This window comes from Paenibacillus sp. J22P277 (assembly GCF_059383675.1).
The window spans coordinates 226689-248656 of the sequence record NZ_JBXENS010000007.1; the positions used below are offsets into that span (position 1 = coordinate 226689).

The 21968-nt window shown below is 59.0% G+C and carries 17 protein-coding genes; 12 read left to right on the forward strand and 5 right to left on the reverse strand.

The window, feature by feature from the left end; all coding sequences use genetic code 11:
• Window positions 1–23: 23 nt before the first annotated feature.
• Window positions 24–1595, reverse strand: a complete 1572-nt coding sequence (locus AC50YL_RS24960) for a helix-turn-helix domain-containing protein (RefSeq protein ID WP_494835547.1) — start codon at window positions 1593–1595, stop codon at window positions 24–26.
• On the reverse strand, window positions 1588–3387 hold the full coding sequence (locus tag AC50YL_RS24965; RefSeq protein ID WP_494835548.1) for a cache domain-containing sensor histidine kinase: 1800 nt from the start codon (window positions 3385–3387) through the stop codon (window positions 1588–1590). Before AC50YL_RS24965 ends, AC50YL_RS24960 begins: the two co-directional genes overlap by 8 nt.
• A gap of 211 nt (window positions 3388–3598) precedes the next feature.
• On the opposite strand from AC50YL_RS24965, the gene AC50YL_RS24970 reads away from it, so the two are divergent.
• The 5 genes from AC50YL_RS24970 (at window position 3599) to AC50YL_RS24990 (ending at window position 13178) form a co-directional block, all read left to right on the forward strand.
• Window positions 3599–4561: an ABC transporter permease gene (locus AC50YL_RS24970; protein ID WP_494835549.1), complete on the forward strand. Its 963-nt coding sequence runs from the start codon at window positions 3599–3601 to the stop codon at window positions 4559–4561.
• 23 nt (window positions 4562–4584) lie between these two features.
• Window positions 4585–5475, forward strand: coding sequence for a carbohydrate ABC transporter permease (locus tag AC50YL_RS24975; protein WP_494835550.1), 891 nt, complete (start codon window positions 4585–4587; stop codon window positions 5473–5475).
• An 85-nt stretch (window positions 5476–5560) separates the two neighbouring features.
• Complete coding sequence (locus tag AC50YL_RS24980) at window positions 5561–7252, forward strand: type 2 periplasmic-binding domain-containing protein (protein ID WP_494835551.1); 1692 nt, start codon at window positions 5561–5563, stop codon at window positions 7250–7252.
• Between the two features lie 123 nt (window positions 7253–7375).
• The gene (locus AC50YL_RS24985) at window positions 7376–11038 is read left to right on the forward strand and encodes a fibronectin type III domain-containing protein (protein ID WP_494835553.1); all 3663 of its coding nucleotides are present in this window, start codon (window positions 7376–7378) and stop codon (window positions 11036–11038) included.
• Between the two features lie 49 nt (window positions 11039–11087).
• The gene (locus AC50YL_RS24990; protein ID WP_494835554.1) at window positions 11088–13178 is read left to right on the forward strand and encodes a beta-galactosidase; all 2091 of its coding nucleotides are present in this window, start codon (window positions 11088–11090) and stop codon (window positions 13176–13178) included.
• A 193-nt stretch (window positions 13179–13371) separates the two neighbouring features.
• Here AC50YL_RS24990 and AC50YL_RS24995 read toward each other — a convergent pair whose 3' ends face one another.
• Window positions 13372–14538, reverse strand: coding sequence for a stalk domain-containing protein (locus AC50YL_RS24995; protein WP_494836010.1), 1167 nt, complete (start codon window positions 14536–14538; stop codon window positions 13372–13374).
• A 221-nt stretch (window positions 14539–14759) separates the two neighbouring features.
• On the opposite strand from AC50YL_RS24995, the gene AC50YL_RS25000 reads away from it, so the two are divergent.
• Entirely contained in the window at window positions 14760–15116 is a 357-nt protein-coding gene (locus tag AC50YL_RS25000; RefSeq protein WP_494835555.1) for a hypothetical protein, read from the forward strand.
• Window positions 15050–15766 (forward strand): membrane protein insertase YidC, encoded by a 717-nt coding sequence (yidC, locus tag AC50YL_RS25005; protein WP_494835556.1) that lies wholly within the window; start codon window positions 15050–15052, stop codon window positions 15764–15766. The genes AC50YL_RS25000 and yidC overlap by 67 nt, the downstream gene beginning before the upstream one ends.
• 78 nt (window positions 15767–15844) lie before the next feature.
• Here yidC and AC50YL_RS25010 read toward each other — a convergent pair whose 3' ends face one another.
• Window positions 15845–16552, reverse strand: coding sequence for a hypothetical protein (locus tag AC50YL_RS25010; RefSeq protein ID WP_494835557.1), 708 nt, complete (start codon window positions 16550–16552; stop codon window positions 15845–15847).
• A 258-nt stretch (window positions 16553–16810) separates the two neighbouring features.
• On the opposite strand from AC50YL_RS25010, the gene AC50YL_RS25015 reads away from it, so the two are divergent.
• Window positions 16811–17950, forward strand: a complete 1140-nt coding sequence (locus AC50YL_RS25015) for an acyltransferase domain-containing protein (RefSeq protein ID WP_494835558.1) — start codon at window positions 16811–16813, stop codon at window positions 17948–17950.
• A gap of 268 nt (window positions 17951–18218) precedes the next feature.
• Here AC50YL_RS25015 and AC50YL_RS25020 read toward each other — a convergent pair whose 3' ends face one another.
• Window positions 18219–18578 (reverse strand): winged helix-turn-helix transcriptional regulator, encoded by a 360-nt coding sequence (locus tag AC50YL_RS25020; RefSeq protein ID WP_494835559.1) that lies wholly within the window; start codon window positions 18576–18578, stop codon window positions 18219–18221.
• 381 nt (window positions 18579–18959) lie between these two features.
• Here AC50YL_RS25020 and AC50YL_RS25025 point away from each other — a divergent pair, with 381 nt between their 5' ends.
• From AC50YL_RS25025 to AC50YL_RS25040, 4 genes are all read left to right on the forward strand, one after another.
• Window positions 18960–19733, forward strand: a complete 774-nt coding sequence (locus AC50YL_RS25025) for a phytanoyl-CoA dioxygenase family protein (RefSeq protein WP_494835560.1) — start codon at window positions 18960–18962, stop codon at window positions 19731–19733.
• Window positions 19726–19989 (forward strand): hypothetical protein, encoded by a 264-nt coding sequence (locus tag AC50YL_RS25030; RefSeq protein WP_494835562.1) that lies wholly within the window; start codon window positions 19726–19728, stop codon window positions 19987–19989. Before AC50YL_RS25025 ends, AC50YL_RS25030 begins: the two co-directional genes overlap by 8 nt.
• Window positions 19990–20148: 159 nt before the next feature.
• The gene (locus AC50YL_RS25035) at window positions 20149–20991 is read left to right on the forward strand and encodes a helix-turn-helix domain-containing protein (RefSeq protein ID WP_494835564.1); all 843 of its coding nucleotides are present in this window, start codon (window positions 20149–20151) and stop codon (window positions 20989–20991) included.
• 742 nt (window positions 20992–21733) lie between these two features.
• On the forward strand, window positions 21734–21883 hold the full coding sequence (locus AC50YL_RS25040) for a hypothetical protein (protein WP_494835565.1): 150 nt from the start codon (window positions 21734–21736) through the stop codon (window positions 21881–21883).
• The last annotated feature ends 85 nt before the right edge of the window (window positions 21884–21968 follow it).

Consider the following 21968-nt stretch of genomic DNA (forward strand, 5'->3'; position numbering starts at 1 on the left):
ACTGCGCCGGTTCGGGGCTTTTTCTATCTGGAACGCCTATACTCCTTCGGGGACATGCCGAAGTAGTTCTTGAACGCGCGGGAAAAGTGGTACAGATTGCCGTAGCCGACCCGGTCCGACACCTCGTTAATGCGCAAGGTGGGATCTTGCAGCAGCTTGCGCGCCTCTTCCATGCGCACCTGGATCAGATAGGCGGTGAAGGTCGAGCCGGTCCGCTCTTTGAAAAGCGTACTGAAGTAGGAGTAGTTCATGGATACCCGGTTCGCCATTTCGGCAAGCTGTATGTCGCGATGGAAATGCTCCCGGACGTAGGCTTGCACGAAAGAGACGACGGTCTCCTCCGGTTCGGCATGCTCGTCCGCGAATTGCTTGGCGGTGCCGGCATAGGCTTTCAAATACCGGCGAAGGTCGCTTAGCGTATGGAAGGAGGCAAGCGCGCGAACGGGGTCGCTCCGCTCGGACGGAAGACGTCCGTCGAAGCGCCGCCGAACCTCGGTCAGCAGAAGCGCATAGACCGCTTCGATCTGTTCGAGCGACGCGGCTCCGATGAGGCTGTCGGGCAGCCAACGGTCTATCCAGAGGGCGATCCGTTCCAGTTGAAGCGTATCGACGGCAAGGCGAAGCGCTTCGATATCCTTGCGGGCGGGCGATAGTTCCTCGTCGCGGTCGCCGGCAGACATGACCGGCTGCCACCTTAACACATCGCAGGGTTCCCGCAAGATCCGGTAAGACATCGCGAGCTTGGCCTGCCCGTACAGCATTCGCAAGCCGGCAGGCGAGCCCGGTTCGCTGACGAAGACGGCCGCCCGCTCCACTCCGGTCAGCTTAAGCTGCGCAACGGTACCTTCAAGCAGCGATGCCATGGCGCCGGGCGTAACGGCCGTCGTGAAGTTGATGACCGCGCAGACGGTTCCTCCCCCATCGTGGAAGACGACCAGCTTGAGACGGTCGGCCGATTCGTTCGACCTCGCCTTGCTATCCAGCACGGACTCGACAAGCGCCAAATCCGCCGAACTATAGGATGAGCCGCTTACATGGAACAAGGCGACAACCGCATGGGCATGGATCAAGTACGCTTCCGTCATCGAACGATCCGTCGATTCGCCCGCGTTAACGCCATGAGATCCGGGGTCGTTCAGCAGCGCGTTCAACCGCGCGGCGAGCGCCAAATGTTCCGCCTGACGGCTTCGCTCCGCCATTGCGGCCTGCCTGGCATCCTCCTCGATGGCTGCGATCGCCGTCCTGATCTGATCCGCGAGCTCGGCCGATCCCGCCGGCTTCAGCACGTAGTCCAGCACGCCGTATTTGAAGGCTTCGCGAACGTAGGCATAATCGCCGTAACCGCTCAGGAGAATGAATTTGGTCCGCGGCAGCTCGGAGGAGAGCCGGCGGACGACTTGCACGCCGTCGATGTCGGGCATGCGCATGTCCGTAATGACGATGTGCGGCTTCCACGCGGCGGCGGCCCGAAGCCCGTCCTCTCCGCCGCAAGCGACATGGATCGCGGATAACTCGTTCAGCCCCGCGCGTTCGAGCTTGGCTTTGACCCCTTCGGCGATCAGACGCTCGTCATCGATGATAAGCACGTCATACATGGTTGTCTTCCTCTCCTGTTCTACAGGGAATCGTCACGATCGTCTCCGCATATTCGCCTTCCAAGCTGTTCAGCCGAATGGCATAGGCTTCGCCGTAGAACAGCTTCAACCTTTCGTTGATGTTGCCAAGGCCGATGCTTTCCCTCGTTTGATCGTCAGGCGGCGCATAATCGGAATCCCTGAACCGTCGGTTGAGGGACGCGAGGCGCGCCGGATCGATGCCCGGACCGTTGTCCTTGATCGCGATCAGGACGGTCCCGTCGGATTGAAGGCTGGCCGTAAGCATGATGCGAAGCGATCCATTCGCCGGAAAGCCGTGCTTGATGCTGTTCTCCACGATCGGCTGCAGGATGAAGCGGATCATGCGCAGCGCAAGCAGCTCCCCCGGCACCTGTTGAGCCAGTTCGACGTCGTTGCCGTATTTGACTTTCTGCAAATTCATGTACTGCTCCAAGTAACGGATCTCGGATTCGAGCGTCGCGAATTTCGAACGGCCGTCCATATTGTAGCGCATCATTTTCCCGAAGTCGGCCATCGCGTCCGACACTTCGAATTGCCCGGCGAGCTCCATCCTGGCGCTGAACATATCGAGCGTATTATAGATGAAGTGGGGGTTGATCTGCGATTGAAGCGCAGCTAGCTGGGCATCCTTCTGCATCGTTTCTTTGCGGACCATGTCCTTCATCAGCGTCGTGATCTTGCTCAGCAGCAGATTGAACCGCTCGCCGATGACGCCGAATTCGTCCCGCCGCCGGATCGGAATCGGCTCGAACCCGGATTCGATCGCCAGATCCATTTGCCGGATGCTCGTCCGCATTGTGCGAAGCGCCATCTTCAACACGGAATAGAAGGCGAACAACAGCGCGACCGTCGCGGCGATGAAGATCAGGTTGCTCGCGACCTGCCAGGAATTCGCCGTGCGCGGGAGCTTGACGTTCATCAGCATGGACAAGCCGACGCGTTCCAGCTTTTCGCCGATATAGAGACGTCCGCCGCGAAAGGCATGACCGCCGTCGGCCAACTTCCGTTGCAGCGGGAGGGGGAGGTCGACGGCGCTTCCCGACGGGGAAACAATGCGGCCCTGCGCGTCCGCGATCACGACGTCTTGCCCGGTCTCCGCCTTGTCCCGTACGGTCGTCGCGAGCAGATCGTCCGGCCGCACCTCGACCAGCGTGAATCCGATGTCGTCGCCTTCCAGGGAGACCATCTTCTGCACGTAGCCGAACGTTCGGCCGCTCTCCGGGTTGTCGCGGACGATCCAGGCCGACTTCGAGCCGGATCTGGCGAACGGTGCGTACCAAGGCTCCTGCATGGCTCTCGACGCGCGGTAGAAAGCGCCGAAGCCTTCGGGTATGCTGTCGTTGGCCATAAACACGGATATTTTCTCCGTATTGACCTTCTGGAACAGCATGGCATAGTTGATCAACGGCGCCGCGTAACTGAAATACGTGTCCAGCGAATTATCGTCTCCCGTGAAGGGGCTCCCCAGAAATTGCTGCAGGCGATAGTTATAGGTGATGGAATCGCTGAGGCTTTCGATCAAGTCGATCTTGTTCTCGATCGTGAACGTCATCTGCTTGAGCGATGTGGAAGCGCTTGCGATCAACTGGGCCCGAATGAAGCGCTGGGATTGATCGTACGTATACAACCCGAGCGCGCTGAAAGGAAGCAGGATCAACAGCACGAAAGCCAGCATGACCTTGCTTTTGATGCTCATGGCGTTCAGACGGCGGATCAATGGCGAACCTTCTCTCTGCGGGAATTCATCGTCCTTCGCGTATTCGACAATCACGTATTCGACAATTTTCCCGCCAACCCTTCCCGCTGCGGCGCGGAACCAAAATGAAGGTATCAAATCAAAAATAGAGCTATTTTTATAAGCGCTTTCACGAACTATAGTTAGATTATGCTTCCGGCTTGCGGACGAAGGAGCCCGAGAAAGAGAAATGACCCGCGGGCTGCATCGTAGGCCGGGCGGATAACAGGATGGGAGAGAACGAAAAGTGGAAAGAACCTTGGAAGCGGGCCGTCTGGCTTCCGCCTCGGAAATGAAGGCGAGCGGCCGCCGGTCGAGATGGAAGAGCCAATTCGCGCTTCAAAGCATGGTATGGCCCGGATTGCTGTTTCTTCTCGTATTTTCGTATGTTCCGATGTACGGGATTTTGATCGCCTTCAAGAAGTACGATTTGTTCTTGGGCATCATGGATTCGCCGTGGGCGGGATTGACCTACTTTCGGGAATTCGTCACCGACCCCAACTTTCAGAACGTGCTGCGCAATACGCTCGCCATGAACCTGCTTGCGCTCCTGCTTAGTTTCCCGGCGCCGATTCTGTTCGCGCTGCTCTTGAACGAGCTGACGGCCGGACGCTTCAAACGATTCGTGCAAACGGTTTCGTACGTGCCGCATTTCGTGTCCTGGGTCATATTCGGCGGGTTGATTCTGACCGTGCTGTCGCCTTCGAACGGCGTCCTTAATCTGCTGCTCGTCAAGCTGCATGTCGTGGACGAACCGATCAATTTCATGGCCAAGCCCGAGCTGTTCTGGTTCATCATGGTAGGCGCGGAGATGCTGAAGGGCATCGGCTGGGGAGCGATCATCTATATCGCGGCGATCGCGGGGGTCGATCCGGAGCTTCACGAGGCGGCCAAGATCGACGGAGCCGGCAGGTTCCAGCGCATGCGGTACGTGACGGTGCCCAGCATCATGGGAACCATCGTGATCATGCTCATCTTCGCCGTCAGCGCGATACTCAATACCGGGTTCGAGCAGATCATGGTCATGCAGAATCCGCTGAATCTCGACGTCAGCGAGACGATCGATACGTACGTATACAAGGTCGGGCTCGGACAGATGCGCTATTCGTATTCGACGGCGGTCGGATTGGCCAAATCGCTCGTGGCGCTCATTCTGCTCTTCGGCGCGAATTACGTGTCCCGCAAGCTATCCGATAACAGTTTGTTCTAGGCTGCGAAGAAGGAGGATTCACGATGAACATCCGCTCGAGGGGAGACAAGTGGTTCGATGCCATGAACGTCTGCATCATGTTGGTCGTCGTCGCGTTGACGATCGCCCCGTTCTGGTTCGCGCTTGTCGGCTCGTTTAACCAGGGCCTCGACTATATGCGGGGAGGAATATATTTCTGGCCGCGCACGTTTACGTTAGCCAATTATAAGACGGTTTTCGCCGATCACACGATCTATCACGCCTTCTTCGTGACGATATCGCGCACGCTCGCCGGCACGGCGCTGCACGTGGCGTTCACCGCGCTCGTCGCCTACGGCATGTCGCGCAAAGCGCTGGCCGGCCGCAACGCTTATCTGGTCATCATGCTGTTCACGATGTTCTTCTACGGCGGCCTGATCCCGAATTACTTGCTGTACAAGGAGCTCGGGCTGCTGAATCATTTCCTGGTTTTAATTATTCCTACCATGTTCAGCGTATGGGATATGATTATCATGATGTCGTTCTTCCGGTCGATACCGGAGCAGATCATCGAGTCCGCCAAAATCGACGGAGCCGGCGAATACCGCATCTTTCTTCAGCTCATTTTGCCGCTTACCAAGCCCGTCTTGGCCGCCATCGCGCTGTTCAGCGGGGTGTACCACTGGAATGCGTATACGGACGCGCTGATGTTCACGACCAAGGATGCGCTGGAACCGGTCCAACTGTTCCTGATGCGCATCGTGACGGATTCGTCGGAAGCGATGAAGTTCGGCGAGCAGGCGGCGAGCGTCATGCCGGAGGAAGCGAAGCAGATCAGCCCGGAGACGCTCAAGCTCGCCATGATGATGGCGACGACGGCTCCAATCCTGGTCATCTATCCGTTTCTTCAGAAGTACTTCGTCAAAGGCGTGCTGATCGGATCCGTCAAAGGTTGATCTTCGCGCCAAGCCGGCACGTACGGGCTGGCGGGGGGCGGATGCAACATATAGCATGAACAAGTCAAAGGGGAGGCAAAACGACATGCAACGCAGAAAAAAATGGATCGGCGCCACGCTGACCGCCGTTATGCTCGGAGGCATGCTTGCCGGCTGTTCCTCCGGCAACGGGAACGAGAACGCGGCCGGGAACGCGAAAGGAAACGCGAACGGGAACGCCGCCAAGCCCGCGGACACGACCGCCGCGTCCGGAACGACGGATGCTTCGGCATCGCCGGGCGAGAAGCCGGACGACAAGTCGCCGATCAAGATCACCTGGTTCGTCGATCAGGATTATTACAAGAAAAATTGGGATCCGGTCAACAACCTGCTGGACAAAATGATTACCGACGAAACCGGAATCTCGATCGATTTCTCCTCGGGCACGCCCGAAAAGCTCAGCGCGCTCATCGCTTCCGGGGATATTCCGGACGTGGTTACCGTCGACAAGGGCAATCCGCAGCGCGGCGTCCTGGAGAAGTCCGGCATCATGTCGCCGCTTGACGAGTTGATTGCGAAATACGACCCGGACTTCAAGGTTCCCCAGTCGATGCAGGACTGGTTCCGCAATCCGGACGGCCACCTCTACGGCTATGCCAGCTTCTTCTGGGCCAAGGAAACGTTCCAGGCAGGCGACAGCATCCGCAGCAATCAAGGCTTGTACGCAAGGAAAGACATCATGGATCAACTCGGCATCAAGCCGGAGGACTTCAATACGAAGGAAGGCTTGGCAGCCGCGCTGCGCAAGGTCAAGGAATCGGGGACCAAATACGACGGCTTTACGGTAACCCCGGCGTATTTCGAAAGCTGGGTGATCGGCAATTTCTTCGGCGCTCCGCGAGAAGACGCATCGGGCAATCTGGTCGACCGCGAACGCACGCCCGAGATGCTGGAGGCCTACAAATTCCTGAATCGGTTGAACCGGGAGGGCCTGATGCCGGAAGACAGCCAGACGCTCGACCAGAATCAGCTGCAGGAGAAGGTGGCGAACGGCGCCGTCTTCGCGATTACGAACAAAAATCTCGATTGGAGCGCGCTGTACCAGAAGGATCCCAAAGCCCTGTTCGTTCACGTGGGGCCGGTAACGGGCGATGCGGGCAACAAGCCGTACGTCGATCCCGTCAACGCGTCGGGATGGACGCTCACGATGATCAACAGCAAGACGAAGTACCCGGATCGCATTATCAAGCTGTTCGATTACTTGTCCACGGACGAGATGAGCCTGAACGTAAACTACGGGCCGAAAGGCGCGGCATGGGATTTCGACGAGAACGGCAAAGTGAAGCTGAGCGACGAATTCAATGCGCTGAACGCCGAGGACGCGAACAAAGCCAAGCTGAAATACGGCAACGGAACGCTCCAATGGCTGATCAATTGGATGCCGATCCAGCGCACCGCGCCGGTATCCGTCACGGAAGACGCGATCGCCAAGCAAGCGAGTTCCGAATATTTCGCGACGTATACGTACGATATGCTGCCGTTCGAGTCGATCACGCCGCTCGGGGGCACCGACGAAGGCGGCATCAACGCGAAGATCGAGGAGAACCGGAAGAAGCAGCGCGCCAAAATGATCCTCGCCAAGTCGGAAGCCGACGTGGAGAAGTATTTCAACGACGAGATCGAAATGGAAGCCAAGCTCGGCTATCAGAAGTTCTACGACTACGAGAACAAGCAATTCCAAGACGCGAAAAAGTCGCTGGGCATCGAATTCGCCTGGCCGGCGAATCAGAAGAAGTAAGGCAAGGCAAAAGCAAGCCTTAAGGCAATAGAGACAAAATACGCGGGCGCCGGCAGTGGCGTCCGCGTATCCATAGGCGCGAGTGAAACCGCTGGAATCGGATCGCAAAGGGGAAAAATGACGATGTCCAACCGGTTGAGAAGCAAGAGTCTGTCCGTACTGCTAGCTTTTGTTCTTCTGTTTCCTTTATTGAGCGCCGGCGCCGGCAAGGCGCGGGCGGATGCCCCCGCAGGCTGGCAGCCGATCGACACGGAGCCGTGGATCGCGCAAGGAAGCGCATTGGATCTGTCGGGTCTGAACGATACGCCCGCGGGATCGCATGGATTCATCCAGATCGACGCCGCAGGCGATTACGTCTTCGAGAATGAACCGGCGCGCAAGGTGAAGCTGTACGGCGCGAATTTGTCCTGGAGCATGTACTACGGCTCTCGCGAGGATGCGGAGCGCACGGCGGAGCGCCTGGCGCGGCTGGGCTACAACGTCGTACGGCTGCATTCGCTCGATGCCATGGGCGACGACTCGCCCGGCGTGTTCAAGTTGAATTCGGCGACGCCGCAAATCAATGAAGACCGGATGGATCAAGTCGACTATTTCATCTCCAGACTCAAGGCCCATGGCATTTATGTCACGATCGATCTGTTCCAATTGTACGATTTCAAGAGCGATCCGAATCTCAGCACCTACGGGTCGGGTTACAACTCGGCTTATCTTTTGCCGTTCGTGCCTGCGGCGATGGATGCTTGGAAGACGATCGCAAGCGAGCTTCTTAATCATGAAAATCCGTATACCGGGCACGCCTTGAAGGACGATCCGGTGCTCGTGGGCGTCAGTCCATGGAACGAATCGCTTGTTCTCAATATGGATCTCAGTAAAATGACGGCCAAGTTTCGCGACGAGCTGCGATCGGATTTCAATGATTTTCTGGAAGATCGCGGCGCAGATCCACTCTGCTCGGACTGTTCGATGCCCAATCTATATTGGAACGCGAGCGGCACGATCAAGGACCAATTAAGCGCCTATTACTCGGCGAAAACCATCGCGGCAGCGAACGGGATGCGCGATTATTTGAAGCTGGCGCTTCAGGTCAAAGCGCCGGTCGGAGGATTGAACTATATCATCAGTCCGAACGTGAATTTCTGGCGCGACCAAGCGTCCGACGTCTTCGAGACGCATCTGTATCACCAATTCGTCACGGACTCGGCTCCGGTGAACAACGGGCAGTACGGCTTCGAATACAACGCGCTCAAATACCCGCGGCTGAGCATGTCGTTCGACGCCGCGACAATCGCCAGCTATCCGCAGGCTTACGGGTCGGACCGGTTGTTCTTAAACTATTATCCGTCTCTTGCTTTGAGGCAAGGGTACGGCAGGCCGTTCTTGCTGACGGAATTCCAGGATACGTTCCCGGCCAAGGGCCGCGAGGAAGTCGGCATCTTCAACGGCGCGATCGGAGCGTTCCAGAGCTGGGATATGATGAACCGGTATTCGTTCGGCATGCACGCCGGCGACGCGTATTCCAACGCCAAGCTGGGGACGCCGGAGACGTTCTCGATCACGAACGACCCGCTGGCGATTATCTCCGAGTCCGAGGCCGCGCTGCTGTACCGCACGGGCGCCGTTCAGGCAAGCGCGCCGAAGTTCGCCCTCGTATGGGATAAGGCATGGGCCCGCGACGCGGGGGCCGCTTCCGAGAGCGAGGCTTATATCGCCAACATGATGTATATCCCGCATTTGTTCAACACGGTAGCCGTGTATGCGGACAATCCGGGACAGCCGTTCGCGGTGTACAAGATCACGCCCGAGCTGACCAAGGCGCAGATCGCGGCGGGCGATTTCCCTGCGGCGAACAAGATCGCGATTACGAGCGCGATGACGGATCGGCAAGCGGCGGAAGCGATGATCGATGCGCTGGACGCTTCTCCGGCGAAGACGGCCATGCTGGACGCGTTGGACGACAACAAGCTGCTGTCCGATACGGGCGAGCTTCTATTCGATCTGAATACGAACACGTACATGGTTCGGACGCCGAAGGTCGTTGCGGCAGCGGGAACGATGGACAATCAGGCGCTCGATCTCGGCTCCGTGTCGGTGACGGGCGACGTGAACAAAGGAACGTTCCTTGCCTCCTCGCTGGACGGCAATCCGCTCGGGGACAGCGACAGGCTGCTGTTGATCTACACGACCGACGTCGCGGCGACGGGCGAGCAGACGATTCAGCTGCCTAACGGCAAGGTGCACTATTATAAAGGCTCGCTTCCTACGCTCGCCAAGGAGCAGACCGCCGAGGTCCGGCTCGCGACGGATCGGCCCGCAGCCGGTTATAAAGCCTACAAGCTGGCGCTGAACGGCATCAGGCTGCAGGAGATACCGGTAACGGCGTCGGGCGACGGCATTGCCGTGCCGCTCGATACGGACAAAGGGTTCGCGTTCGAGCTGGTCTACGACCCGATGTTCGAGGACGCGTTCGAGGACGGCGACGCGATCGGTTGGACGCCGGCGGCGGGACCATGGAGCGTGGTATCGAGCGGAGGGAATGCCGCGTATCGCGCCGAAGCCGGAGGCCGATCCGTGATCGACGCGACGTACGGCAGCGACTATGCGATTGAAGCCGACGTCAACGCGGCGAATGGCGAAGGCGAGGTCGGTCTGTTGGCCGGATATGCGGACAACGAGGATTATTATGCGTTTGCGTACGAGGCCGAGGCGGGCAAAGCCGCGATCAAGAAACGCGTCGGCGGAGCGGATACCGTCGTCCAAACGGCGGACGGACTGCCGTCCATTGCAGCCGGAACGTCGTATAAGCTGCGATTCGAGACGATAGGCACGACGCTTGTCGGCTACCTGAACGGCGATCCGGTCGTCACCGCCGTCGACGCGTCGCTTGCCGCAGGCAAGGCAGGCCTTGTCTCCGGTTCAACCGGGCCGGTCGCTTTCGATAACGTGGTAGTCCGGCATTACGACCGTTCGGCGCCGGGCGCTCCCGCGGGCTTGACCGCGGTGCCGCTCTCGGCCTCCGAGATCGGCTTGTCCTGGCAGGCGCCCGCCGAGGAGACGGGCGTCAGAGGCTATAAGGTGTACCGGAACGGCAGCGAGATCGCCGCCGTCAACGGAGCCTTTCAAAGCTATAAGGATACGGGGCTGACGATTTCCACGACGTACCATTACGAAGTGAAAGCGTACGACCTCGAAGACCGGTTGTCGGATGCCGGCTGCGAAGCCGTGGCGACGACCACGAGCACGCTGTTCGCGGCTAACTTCGATGACGCCGATCTGAGCGCCTGGACGGTCGTTGGCGGCTGGGGGAGCTTTTATGTCGTCAAGGACGGCGGCACGAAGGCTTACCTGTCCGATAACGCAGCCTCCGGCGGGACCAGGTCGGTAACGGGACCCGGCCCAAGCCCGGCCCCGGGCGCCTGGACGGATTACAGCGTCGAAGCCAAGATCAAAGTCGACAGTTGGCATGATCGCGTCGGCTTGATCGCGAGATACGTAGATGACAAAAATTACTATTATATGAGCTATTCAGGCTACTATCACGTGGTTTCGCTTATCAAAATGCAAAACGGCGTCGAGACAATACTGGGCACATCGCCCGTCATCGCGGATCCTTCGGCCGGAAGCTACCATACCTTCCGGATGGAAGCGAACGGCAATGCGGTCAAAGGCTTCATAGACGGACAATTGCTCGTCAGCGGGACGGCATCCGCCTTTACCTCCGGCAAAGCGGGCGTATACTCCCATATGCAAAAAGCGTATTTCGACGATTTTAACGTTCGGAAGCTCTAGTGAGCGTTACAACGCTTGCAAGAGAGGAAGTTGCTGGACGCAACGAATTATGAGTGGAAAAGGTGACAGCGTGAGCGACAAATATCCCCCGATCAGCAGCAAAGTTCCCCGAATGCTTCACGGGGCCGACTACAACCCGGAGCAGTGGCAGCGCTATCCGGACATCCTGGCCGAAGACATTCGCCTGATGAAGCTCGCCCGCGCGAACGTGATGTCGGTCGGGATCTTCGCCTGGACCGCGCTCGAACCGGAAGAAGGCGCGTTTACGTTCGAATGGCTCGACCGCCTGCTTGATTCGTTCGCGGGCAACGGCATCTATGCGTTCCTCGCCACGCCGAGCGGCGCGCGGCCGGCCTGGATGTCGCGGAAATATCCCGAGGTGCTGCGCACCGGCGCGAACCGCGTGCGCAACCTGCACGGTTTCCGGCACAATCACTGTTACACGTCGCCGATCTACCGCGAGAAGGTGGCGATCATCAACCGCAAGCTCGCCGAACGGTACGCGAAGCATCCGGCCGTCATCGGCTGGCATATCTCGAACGAGTATGGCGGAGACTGCCACTGCGAGCTGTGCCGGGACGCGTTTCGCGAATGGCTTCGCGCGAAGTATGGCACGCTGGAGGCGCTGAATCACGCGTGGTGGGCCTCCTTCTGGAGCCATACGTTCACCGACTGGTCGCAGCTCGAACCGCCGTCTCCGCGCGGCGAGACGCAGGTGCACGGGATGAACCTCGATTGGCGGCGCTTCGTCACCGACCGCACCGTCGACTTTTATAAGCACGAGCTGGCGCCGATCCGCGAATTGGAGCCGGATATGCCGGCGACGGCGAATTTCATGGAGGACTTCGACGGACTCGACTACCGGAAGTTCGCGGACGCGCTCGACGTCGTTTCGTGGGATTCGTATCCGACGTGGCACGACCGCCAAGGCGATGCGGCCGTCGGCGCCTGGACCGCGTTCAATCACGACTTTTATCGCGCGCTCAAGGGCGGCCGGCCGTTCATGCTCATGGAGAGCACGCCGAGCAATACCAACTGGCAGCCGGTCAGCAAGCTGAAGGGCGAGAATATGCACCTGCTCGCATCGCTGCAGGCGGTTGCCCACGGCGCGGACACGGTGCAGTACTTCCAGTGGCGCAAAAGCCGAGGCGCGAGCGAGAAGCTCCACGGCGCGGTCGTCGACCACGCCGGCCACGAGCATGCGCGCGTCTTCCGCGACGTCGCGTCGGTCGGCGAAGCGCTCGAGAAGCTGGCGGAGATCGTCGGCACGAGCGTCAGGCCGGACGCGGCGATCATCCACGATACGGAGAATCGCTGGGCGGTGCAGGATTCGCAAGGACCGCGCAACGCGGGGCTGCATCTGAAGGAGACGATGCAATCCTTCTACCGGCCGTTCTGGGAGGCGGGCGTTCCCGTGGACATCATCGGCATGGACGCTGATTTCGCGGGGTATAAGGTACTCGTCGCGCCGATGCTGTATATGGTCAGAGCGGGCGTGGGAGAGCGGATCGAGCGGTTCGTCGAAGCGGGCGGCACGTTCGTCGCGACCTATTGGTCCGGCATCGCGGACGAGACGGACTTATGCTTCCTCGGCGGGTTTCCGGGACCGCTGCGCAAGACGCTCGGCATCCGGTCCGAAGAGATCGACGCGCTGCACGACGGCCAGACGAACGAAGTGAAGCTCGTGGAGGGCAACGCGCTTGGCCTTGGCGGCTCGTACGAAGCCTATGAATTGTGCGACCTGATTCACCTCGAAGGCGCGGAAGCGCTGGCCGTGTACGGAAGCGATTTCTACGCGGGGCGTCCGGCGCTGACGGTCAACCGACTCGGCCGGGGCAAGGCGTACTACGTGGCGTCGCGCAACAAGGAGCCGTTCCTCGCGGACTTCATCGGCCGCATACTCGAGGAGACCGGCGCACTCCGGGCGATCGGCTCGGCGCTCCCGGCCGGCGTCACCGCGCAGCTGCGCACGGACGGCGAGAGCGACTACGTCTTCCTGATGAACTTCAGCGGCGCGGCGCAGACGGTGGAGCTGGACGGGGCGGCATACGCCGACCTGCTTGCCGGCGTCCCGGCAGCGTCGCCGATCGCGCTGGAGATCAGCGGCATCCGCGTGCTGAAGCGGGCGAGCAGGGGCTGAATTGCAAATAAGCCCCCGACGATTTCGGAGGCCATCTACCTGCTGGTTAAGCTAGGCTTGCTTGGTTCGCGGCGTTCGACTCCGGGTCGCGGTCCGAGGACAGGGGTGAAACTGCCTCTGCCCGCAGACAGAGGAAAATAAAATCGTAATCCGTTAAGCGGCCTTGGTCCCCGATCGCATGGGACCGAGGCTTTTAATTTTGCTTCGCGGCGTATGTGCCGACCGCGCTGTCTTCGGCCGGATTAGGCAGCGAATAGGTTAACGGCTCGTTGCTTTTCGCAAACGGGCCGTTGTCTTCGAAGTACAGCGCGGAACCGCTTCGTTTCACGTAATGCAGCATATCGCCGCGGTAAGGCATGTCGTTCGTCGTTGCGTATGCCATGCCTTCGGCGCTGAGCAGCTTGCCGTACAGCTTGACGCTGGCGCCGGATCGGCGATCGACGAGCGTGAGCAGGCCGGATCCGTTCGGGCGGATCAGCAGGAAATCGTCCGCGATGCCTTCGACGAAGTAATCGTCGTCCTCGCCGCCGAGTTTGACCAGATCGAGCGTTTGTTCGACGTTTCCCGTGCCATCCTCGACGACGCGCAGCGTTTTGCCGTCCGTCAGCAGCAGATGATCGCCGTACGCGGCCACGTTGTTCTCATAGCGCTGCCAATAGCTTACGTCGGCCTTCCGAATGACGGAACCGTTCTTCAGGATAAGCGTGAACGCATGATTGTGCAGATGAGGCTCCCCGTAATTGTCCACGATCGTCAAGTAGAGCAGCCCGCCCTTCGTAGGCTTGAAGCTCATCGAGACGCCGTCGTAAAGGGGGGAGCCGAGATCGGCCAGCTTGACCGAAGCGCCGTGCTTGCCGCCGTTCGCGAACAATTCGCCCGTGGCCTTGACGATACTGTAGGTTCGGCCGCCGTAGGTTTGGCTGACGCCCGCATACGTATGCAAGTCTCCGGCGCTGAACACGCGATTCTTCGCATCCCAAGCCAGGGAGCCGCCCTCGAGCGTCATGACGATGAATCGAGCGCTGACGTACAGCTTGTCCTGGTACGAGAAGGGAGCCGGCATACCTCGGACCGGATTGCCGTCCAGTACGGCGAAGGTGCTCCCTACGCGAACGGCCGCGCTCTTGCCGTACCCGATAAAATCCGCGCGTTGATGCGACTTGTCCCACTGCAGCCGCAAGCCCGCCATTTCGAAGGTATCCGCCTGCAGGTAGACCGCGCCGTTCTTGATGATCGCGCCTCCGGCCATTTGGGTTCCGCCGTTAGCCCAGGTCAGTCGGGCATATGCCGGCGCGCCCGCGCTTGCGAGCGAAGGAGCTGCAAGCGAGAGAACAAGCGCCGCAGCTGCCAGCCATTTCATTTTCAATCGAATCATCGCCTTTCTTATTGTCGTTAAGGGTTCTTTCGGGCTGTAGGGCTGTACTACCTACCAGAGAAGTCTAAGCCGGGGCCGCGTAAGTTGCGGATTCGTTGCCTGGCGGTCAGCCAACGGAACCATGCCCCCTCCGTCTTCAGACCGATTCGTTCCCCCGCGATTAGGACTAGAATAGACGGATATTACACGCGAGGGGGTGACGATCATTGTTCGAGCTTCATGACGCGCTGCTGTACGCCTTATCGATCTGCACGCTCGTTTCCTTGGCGTATCTTTATTTGCTCGGAGTTCCGGGAGCTGCCGCCGCAGGCTGGACGAAGGCCGCCGAAGCGGATTTCTCGCCGGCCGAGCCGCAGCAGCCGCCCGGCACGCTTCACGCCCGCAGGCAGCGGCTTACCCGGTTGACCAAGCGCAAAGAGGCGCCCGACGATGATTCATCCCCGTGCGCGTCCCTGTTGATGCCCGTCGCACAACATCAACAGGGAGGATTATTCGCATGCCTGACATGTACGCTCAAATCGGAGTATTCCATCATTACGTCGTTTCGCCTTTCTCCTGGCTGATCGACCATTTCGCCGGGTGGTTCGGAGGCAGCTTCGGCCTGGCGCTCGTCGCGATCACGATCATCGTCCGGCTGGCGCTGATGCCGTTCATGATCAATCAGTACAAGAAACAGCAAAGCTTGAGAGCCAAGATGGCGGCCATGCAGCCGGAGATCGACGCGATCAAGCACAAATACGCCAAAAGCAAAGATCCGGATAAGCAGCGCAAGCAAACGGAGGAAACGATGGCCGTCTACGGCAAGCACGGCTACAGCCCGTTCAGCCTCGGCTGCCTGCCGATGCTGCTGCAAATTCCGATCCTGTCCGGCCTGTATTACGCGATACGATCGAATCCGGAGCTTGCGCATCACACGTTCCTGTGGTTCCAACTGGGAAGCCCGGATCCGTTCATGCCCTTCCTGGCGGCGGGCGTGTACTTGGCGCAAGCCGTCATCGCGCAGTCCGCGCAGCCGCCGCAGAACGGCCAGAAAGCCATGGGCTGGCTCGTCTATCTGTCCCCGGTCATGATGGGCATCTTCTCGTTCTCGGCCCCGGCCGCGCTGCCGCTCTATTGGTGCGTCGGCGGCCTGATCATGATCTTGCAGACGCTGATCGCCAAGCGGCTCTACCCGCAGCTGCCTGCCGCTCGGGCGGTCCCGGGATCCGCATAAAATATTCGACTCCATGCACAGCCTTCGCCTACTTCTGGCGAAGGCTTTCTGGTTATAGACGAGGAAATGAGCGGCTTATTACTCATGAATCCATTTGCGGATCTCTTCGTCTACGATTGTTGTATCCCATGGCGAAAAGTACACATGCGCGCCGTCGTCGGCAATCGAGAATGCATAGGCAATCGGACGATTTACATAAAAGACCATCTGATAATAAGCGGGATCTTGCTCTCCGCTCCGGGGAGTGTAGGACTTCATCTCCGTACCGCCGTCCAACAACCGCGTGAAGGTTTGTATGTCTTCGCCTTGAAGCGTCATATAGGGGATGGTCTCGTTGCCGCGAAATAATGCGATGCGGATGACCTTGTCTGCAGGCACGTCCTTGTAATCGTCGCGAATCGTTTCCCTGAAGTCATCTCCCCTGTACAACCGATATCCGCCGATTCGCGTCTCGTCTTTCGCGGCGATCAGTTCGTCGGCTTCAAATCCATCGACGCGGTACAGCTTCGTTCCGATTTCGAGAAATGAAGCATCTCCGTCTTTGGTCCGATAACCGGGGTCGGTCACGACATCCGCCACTTTGAAGCTCACTTCCCCGACGACCTGAGCGGTGACCGCGGCGGGGTCGCCGATCACGCCTTGAAACATTCCCGTGTAGGACTTCCCATGGAGCTTGACGAAGTCGACCCAGTCGATCGAGCTGCTCGGCCGGGAAGAATACGGATTCGAACGCGAGCAGCCGCCCAGCAGAATCGCGGCAATGAGTGCGATTATCCCTATCTTCAACGCCGTTCCTCCTTGTCGTGCAACAGGTATAAATCAAGTTCTGATCCAAACAGTCGTTGGATATGCATACAATATTTGGACGCTCGGAGGCGGGGGAAAGTTGCATGACCCATCTTGATCGTTCGGCACTTTACGCAAGGCAGCCGCGGATCGCTCGGACAAGGACAGGCTTGCCGTCTTGCGCCGCAATTGCTATTGTGGGGCAAGGGAGTTTGATGGGCGATGGGCCAACGGTGAGGGCCGACGAGGAGGAAGAAGATGAACGATCAAGCGATAACGGAATTAACGACGTTAAACAAGGCCGGCAATTGGTTGGAGCCGGACGTTATGACGCGGATATGCGCGGCGGTTCGGTTCCCGGCCGAGGTGACGGGAGCGCTGAGCGAGGCGGCCGAGCGGATCGGGGCGGATGCCGAATCGGCGGGAGCGGCTAGGCGGTTCCGGCATGCGCTGTTCTTGGAGGGCGGACAAGCTTCGGAGACGGTCAACCGCGAGCTGCTGGCGTTCGGCGCGGACGGCGCGGCGCTGGCGGCCGTCGTCTATGCGGGGGCCATCCCGCTGCTGGGGGCGAGCTATCGTCGGTTGGGGCTGCCTGCCGGCGTCTTGGTCGACACCGTGCAGGACATCGCGTTGTGGATGGAAGTCCACCGCAAACGCCATGGACGCTGGGGACTCAGCGAGCTCGATTGGCTGCACCAACACCTGAGCGGGGAACTGTTCCGGCTGGGCCGGCTGCAGTTCCATTGCATCCCCAATCCGCTCGAGGCGAAGGCGTTTCGCCACGGGAAGACCGGGGAAGTCGCCGTGCTGTCGGAAGCGGGCATTCGGTACCGCGCGGACGGGCAGCTGGACGGCACGTGCGGGTTGCATGATCCCGAGGGCGCGTGGGAGTCGGCTTATTCATTCGACGGTCGGCATCATGAAGGGCATCCGATATCGGAGGCGGGAGCCGCGAACCGCTTGCCGACGCGCTTGGATGCGGATGAATGGGAGCTCGCGCTGGAAAAGGGCGATCCCGTGCTGAACGTCCACGTTCCCGAGGGCGACCGTTTGTCGCCGGAAGCCTGCGGGGATTCCTACGCGACCGCTTTGCGTTTTATGGCCGCGCATTTCCCGGACAAGCCGTTCCGCGCCTTCGTTTGCCAATCGTGGCTGCTCGCCCCGCAGTTCCGGGAGCTGCTGCCGCCGTCCTCGAATATCGTCCGGTTCCAGAGCGACTACCGGCTGCTCCCGGATCCGTCGGACGAGAGCCAGACGCTGGAGCGCGTGTTCGGCTACGGCACGCGGCTTGCCGATGTACCGGCCATGCAGGCGCATACGTCGCTGCAGCGCATCGTACGCGATCATCTCGTCGCCGGCGGGCGGATTGCTAACGGCAGCGGGTTTAGATTGGTTTAGCTGCCGAAGCTTTACCATGCTGCTCTGACTGCGGCGTGGTTTTCGTTGATGTCCGCGTAAATATTCGGTGACCGGGGAAAACTGGACGAAGAACGTAAAAAATCGCAGCTGAGCGGTGTCCAGGTTATGAGCGGCGCGGGCCTTTCGCTTCGTTCGCGCTCTAAACATCGGGGAGAATGGCGGTCCTATCTGCCGCAAGTCGGCCCTGTGCCCGCCCGGAATTCAAAAAAACCGCCGTCCGGTTAAGCCCCGGGCAGCGGTTTTCGTATTAGTTTATGTTTTCGCGAATGGCTTCTTCGCTGTCGTCCCCGTACTTCTCTTCCAAATGATCGACATGCTTCTGTCCCCAGTTGTGCATCATCTCGATGATCGGAAACAACGTCTGGCCGTATTCCGTGATCGAATATTCCACCTTCGGGGGAATCTGCATGTAAATTTCGCGGTGCACGATATCGTGATATTCCAGTTCCCGCAGCTGTGCGGTGAGCATCTTCTTGGTGATTTCCGGGATCGCCCGCTGCAATCCGCTGAAACGGAGCGTGCCGCTTTGGCCCAGATGATAAAGGATGATCGGTTTCCATTTGCCGATAAGAATATCTAGCGCCGTATTGGCTTTGCATTCGTCCACGCCGGTTCCTCCTCCTTGGTATCTTTTCGGGTACTATAATATATATCGATGTCTACTTCCGATAATGAATGCTATTGTCGTATTATAACCCTAACGACAAGAAGAACACAAGGGACCGAGGCGGCATGCGTACCGTCCTATGCCGCGAATGGCGGCATGCATGCAAACCCGCCGGCTTCGGGCGATTCGACGAGCCGCTCCGACCGCGTTCGCAAGAAGTGGAAAAAATACAATGAACCGGCGGAGATAAGCCATTGAGCGAAACGCGCGCATCGCGGAAAATGGAAGCATGCAGCAACCCGATACGCCGCATGCATCCCAAGCGAGGGAACGGCTTCGGCCGGCATGGGAGGCGACAATCCATGGGAGAGAGATGATGGCATGCCGAAGCTGACCGAAGCGCAACTGAAGCAGTACGACGAGCTGGGGTATATCGTGCTCGAGCATTTGTTTAATGAAATGGAGATCGACGTCATTCGCGAGCATATCGACAAGCTCGACGAGGAATCCGCGCGCAGGCTGAGCGAGGGCCGGGATTTCATCAGCGCGGCCAACCAGATTAATTTCACGAGCCATTTGAATTATCAGCATCCCGACATCCAGCGGTTCATCGCGGACGAACGGTTCGTCGATCTCACGACGACCATTCTCGGTCCTGATACGCGGCTGTACTGGGACCAGTCCGTGTACAAGCGTCCGGAGGCGAATCGGGATTTCCCGTGGCACCAGGACAACGGGTACGTGCCGACCGAGCCGGTTCATTACCTGACCTGCTGGCTGGCGCTCGAAGATTCGACGGTCGATAACGGCTGCATCTGGGTTCAGCCGGGCTCGCACAAGCAAGGCTTCGTCGAGCACGTATACTCGGAGATCGGCTATGTCTGCTATCAAGGGGAGGACCCGGGCATTGCGGTGGAATTGAAGAAAGGCAGCCTGGTCGCGTTCCATTCGCTGCTCTTTCACCGCAGCACGCCGAACCAAAGCCAAACGACCCGCAAAGGCTACGTCATTCAATATTCCGTCGTGGGCTCCTACAATCCGGACAACGGCAAGGAATTCCTGAACGGGCCGGTCATCGCGCGGGACGGACGGAGCGCCTACGCGGGCTTCGTGACGCAGGACGAAGTTCAGCAGGGCACGGAATCCCGTGCCTGAGCCGATTCGCTGCTGCGCGAACAACTTGCAGGCGTTCCGTTACGGCGCCGCGCTGCAGGCGCTGGTCGACGCCGGCGGGGACGTAAAGCTGGAGCGCTGTCTCAGCTTTTGCATCGGTTGCCGCCGGCAGCGGCAGGCCGGCATCGGCGGGAAGCTCGTCTACGCCGCCGACGAGGCGGAATTCGAACGGCTGCTGCGAGGCGAAGATTTGAAGGATGGAAGAGCGGAACCGCCGAATACTAGAATTGCCGAATAGAAGTGCAGAATAGAAGAGCTGAATAGAACAGCAGAATATAACAGGCAGAATAGAACAGCAGAATATAAGGTCGGCTGCTGGTTCAAATAGCTGCATCGCGCGCACGCCGGGAGGAGCCTCCCGGCGTGCCTGGCGTAGGCGAGGGAGGTGGCGAGGGGGATGACGGGGACGTTTTTCGAGGACGGGTGGCGGGTGCGGCCTTCGGTCGTCGGCCATGCTTTCTATGACGAGCTCGATTTGCAGGATATCGTCTACCCCCATTGGGTGGTCAGTTTTATCGCGGAGGGGCAGGTGGAGACGCAGGTCGGCCACCACGCTCAGACCGCGCGCAAAGGACAAGTCATGCTGCATGCCCCGCATCTGCCCTTCTCGGAACGCTCCGACCGCGGCGGCAATCATCGCTGGTTCGTCGTGGAGGCCGCCAACGCGCACGGGATGGACCTGTTCCGGCTCTATCCCGTCGGCGAGGTGACGACGATCGCCAATCCCGGGCCGTACATCCAGGCATTCGATCAGCTGATGGCCGCCTGGAACGGCAGGGAGGGGCTCTTCCGCGAGATGGAGATCGCGAGCCTGTGCCGGCTGCTGCTGTTCTACCTGCTGCGGAGCTGGGAACTGGGCGGCAGTGCGCCGCGAACGCTGCAGAGCTCCAAGAACGACGAACGGTTTCAGCAGATCGTCATGTACCTGAGCGCGAAGCTGGAAGAGAAAATCTCCCGCGAACAGCTGGCCGAGCTCGTGCACATGAATGCCAATTACCTGGACCGGATCTTCGCGGCGAAATTCCGGCTGACCCCGATGCAGCTGCTGCGCGAGTTTCGCCTGCGCAAGGCGAAACGGCTGCTGGAGCAGTCCGAGCTGCCGCTCGCGCAGATCGCCGCCCAATGCGGCATGGGCGACGCGGCGTACGTCAGCCGGCAGTTCGCCAAAAGCTACGGCGTGACGCCGGGGGCTTACCGCGAGCAGGCGAAGCGGGCCAATCTGGATTATTACGGCCGCTAGCGGCGGAGCTTGAAGCGTAGGGCGCGCTCGGGGGCACTCAGTTCACATGCTTCGTGCTCTCCTCCCGGACCGTCTCGACCGCAAAGGCGGGAGGATACGCAAACGCGCGATAATCCGGACGGGACAGAGGCTGCGCCCAGCGCCGGGAAGCCGGAAGGGAATATGGACGGAAAAGTTATGCACAGGTTTATCCCCATCATGCACATGCGCGATTGTTAAGAAATTGATAAGCCTTCAGAACTAATAAACATATCCACAGACCGGGTTATCCACAGCGGGATATCGTAAGGGAGATAAGTCGGTGGGCTTACAGGGTTCGCGAGGAACGATTGCAGTGATTGTGCAGGAATATAGCCCCTCCTCGGATCAGAATGACAAAATAACGCCAAATTGATGCAGATTCGCAGGAATTAAAGGGCGGCAAGTCGAGTTTGGCGAAAATTGCTGTACTATTGCAGGAACTTGCTTGCTTATCAGGCAGGACTCTGCCAAGTGCTAGTATGGTAGTGAGAAGATTGCTGCAAATGTGCAGGAATTTCCGAGCAATAGCCTGTTTTTGAGAGGATGGCTGCAAAAGTGCAGGAAATATGCCGCTTATTGGTCTGGAATGCCAAAACAGCGCCATTTTACTGCATATTTGCAGGAATTAATGGCTGGCTAATCGATTCGGCGAAAATTGCTGCATTATTGCAGGAATTTGCTCATAAGGCTGGACTCTGCGAAACGAAAGTATGGTTCTGAGATGAATGCTGCAAAAGTGCAGGAATTTCCGAGCAATAGCCTGATTTTGAGAGGAATGCTGCAAAAATGCAGGAATATCGCCGCTTATTGGTCTGGAATGCCAAAACAGCGCCAATTTGCTGCATATTTGCAGGAATTAATGGCTGGCTAATCGATTCGGCGAAAATTGCTGCATTATTGCAGGAAATTTCGTATCAGCGGGATCTTGCGTATCAGTTAGACCTTCGCTGTTCACG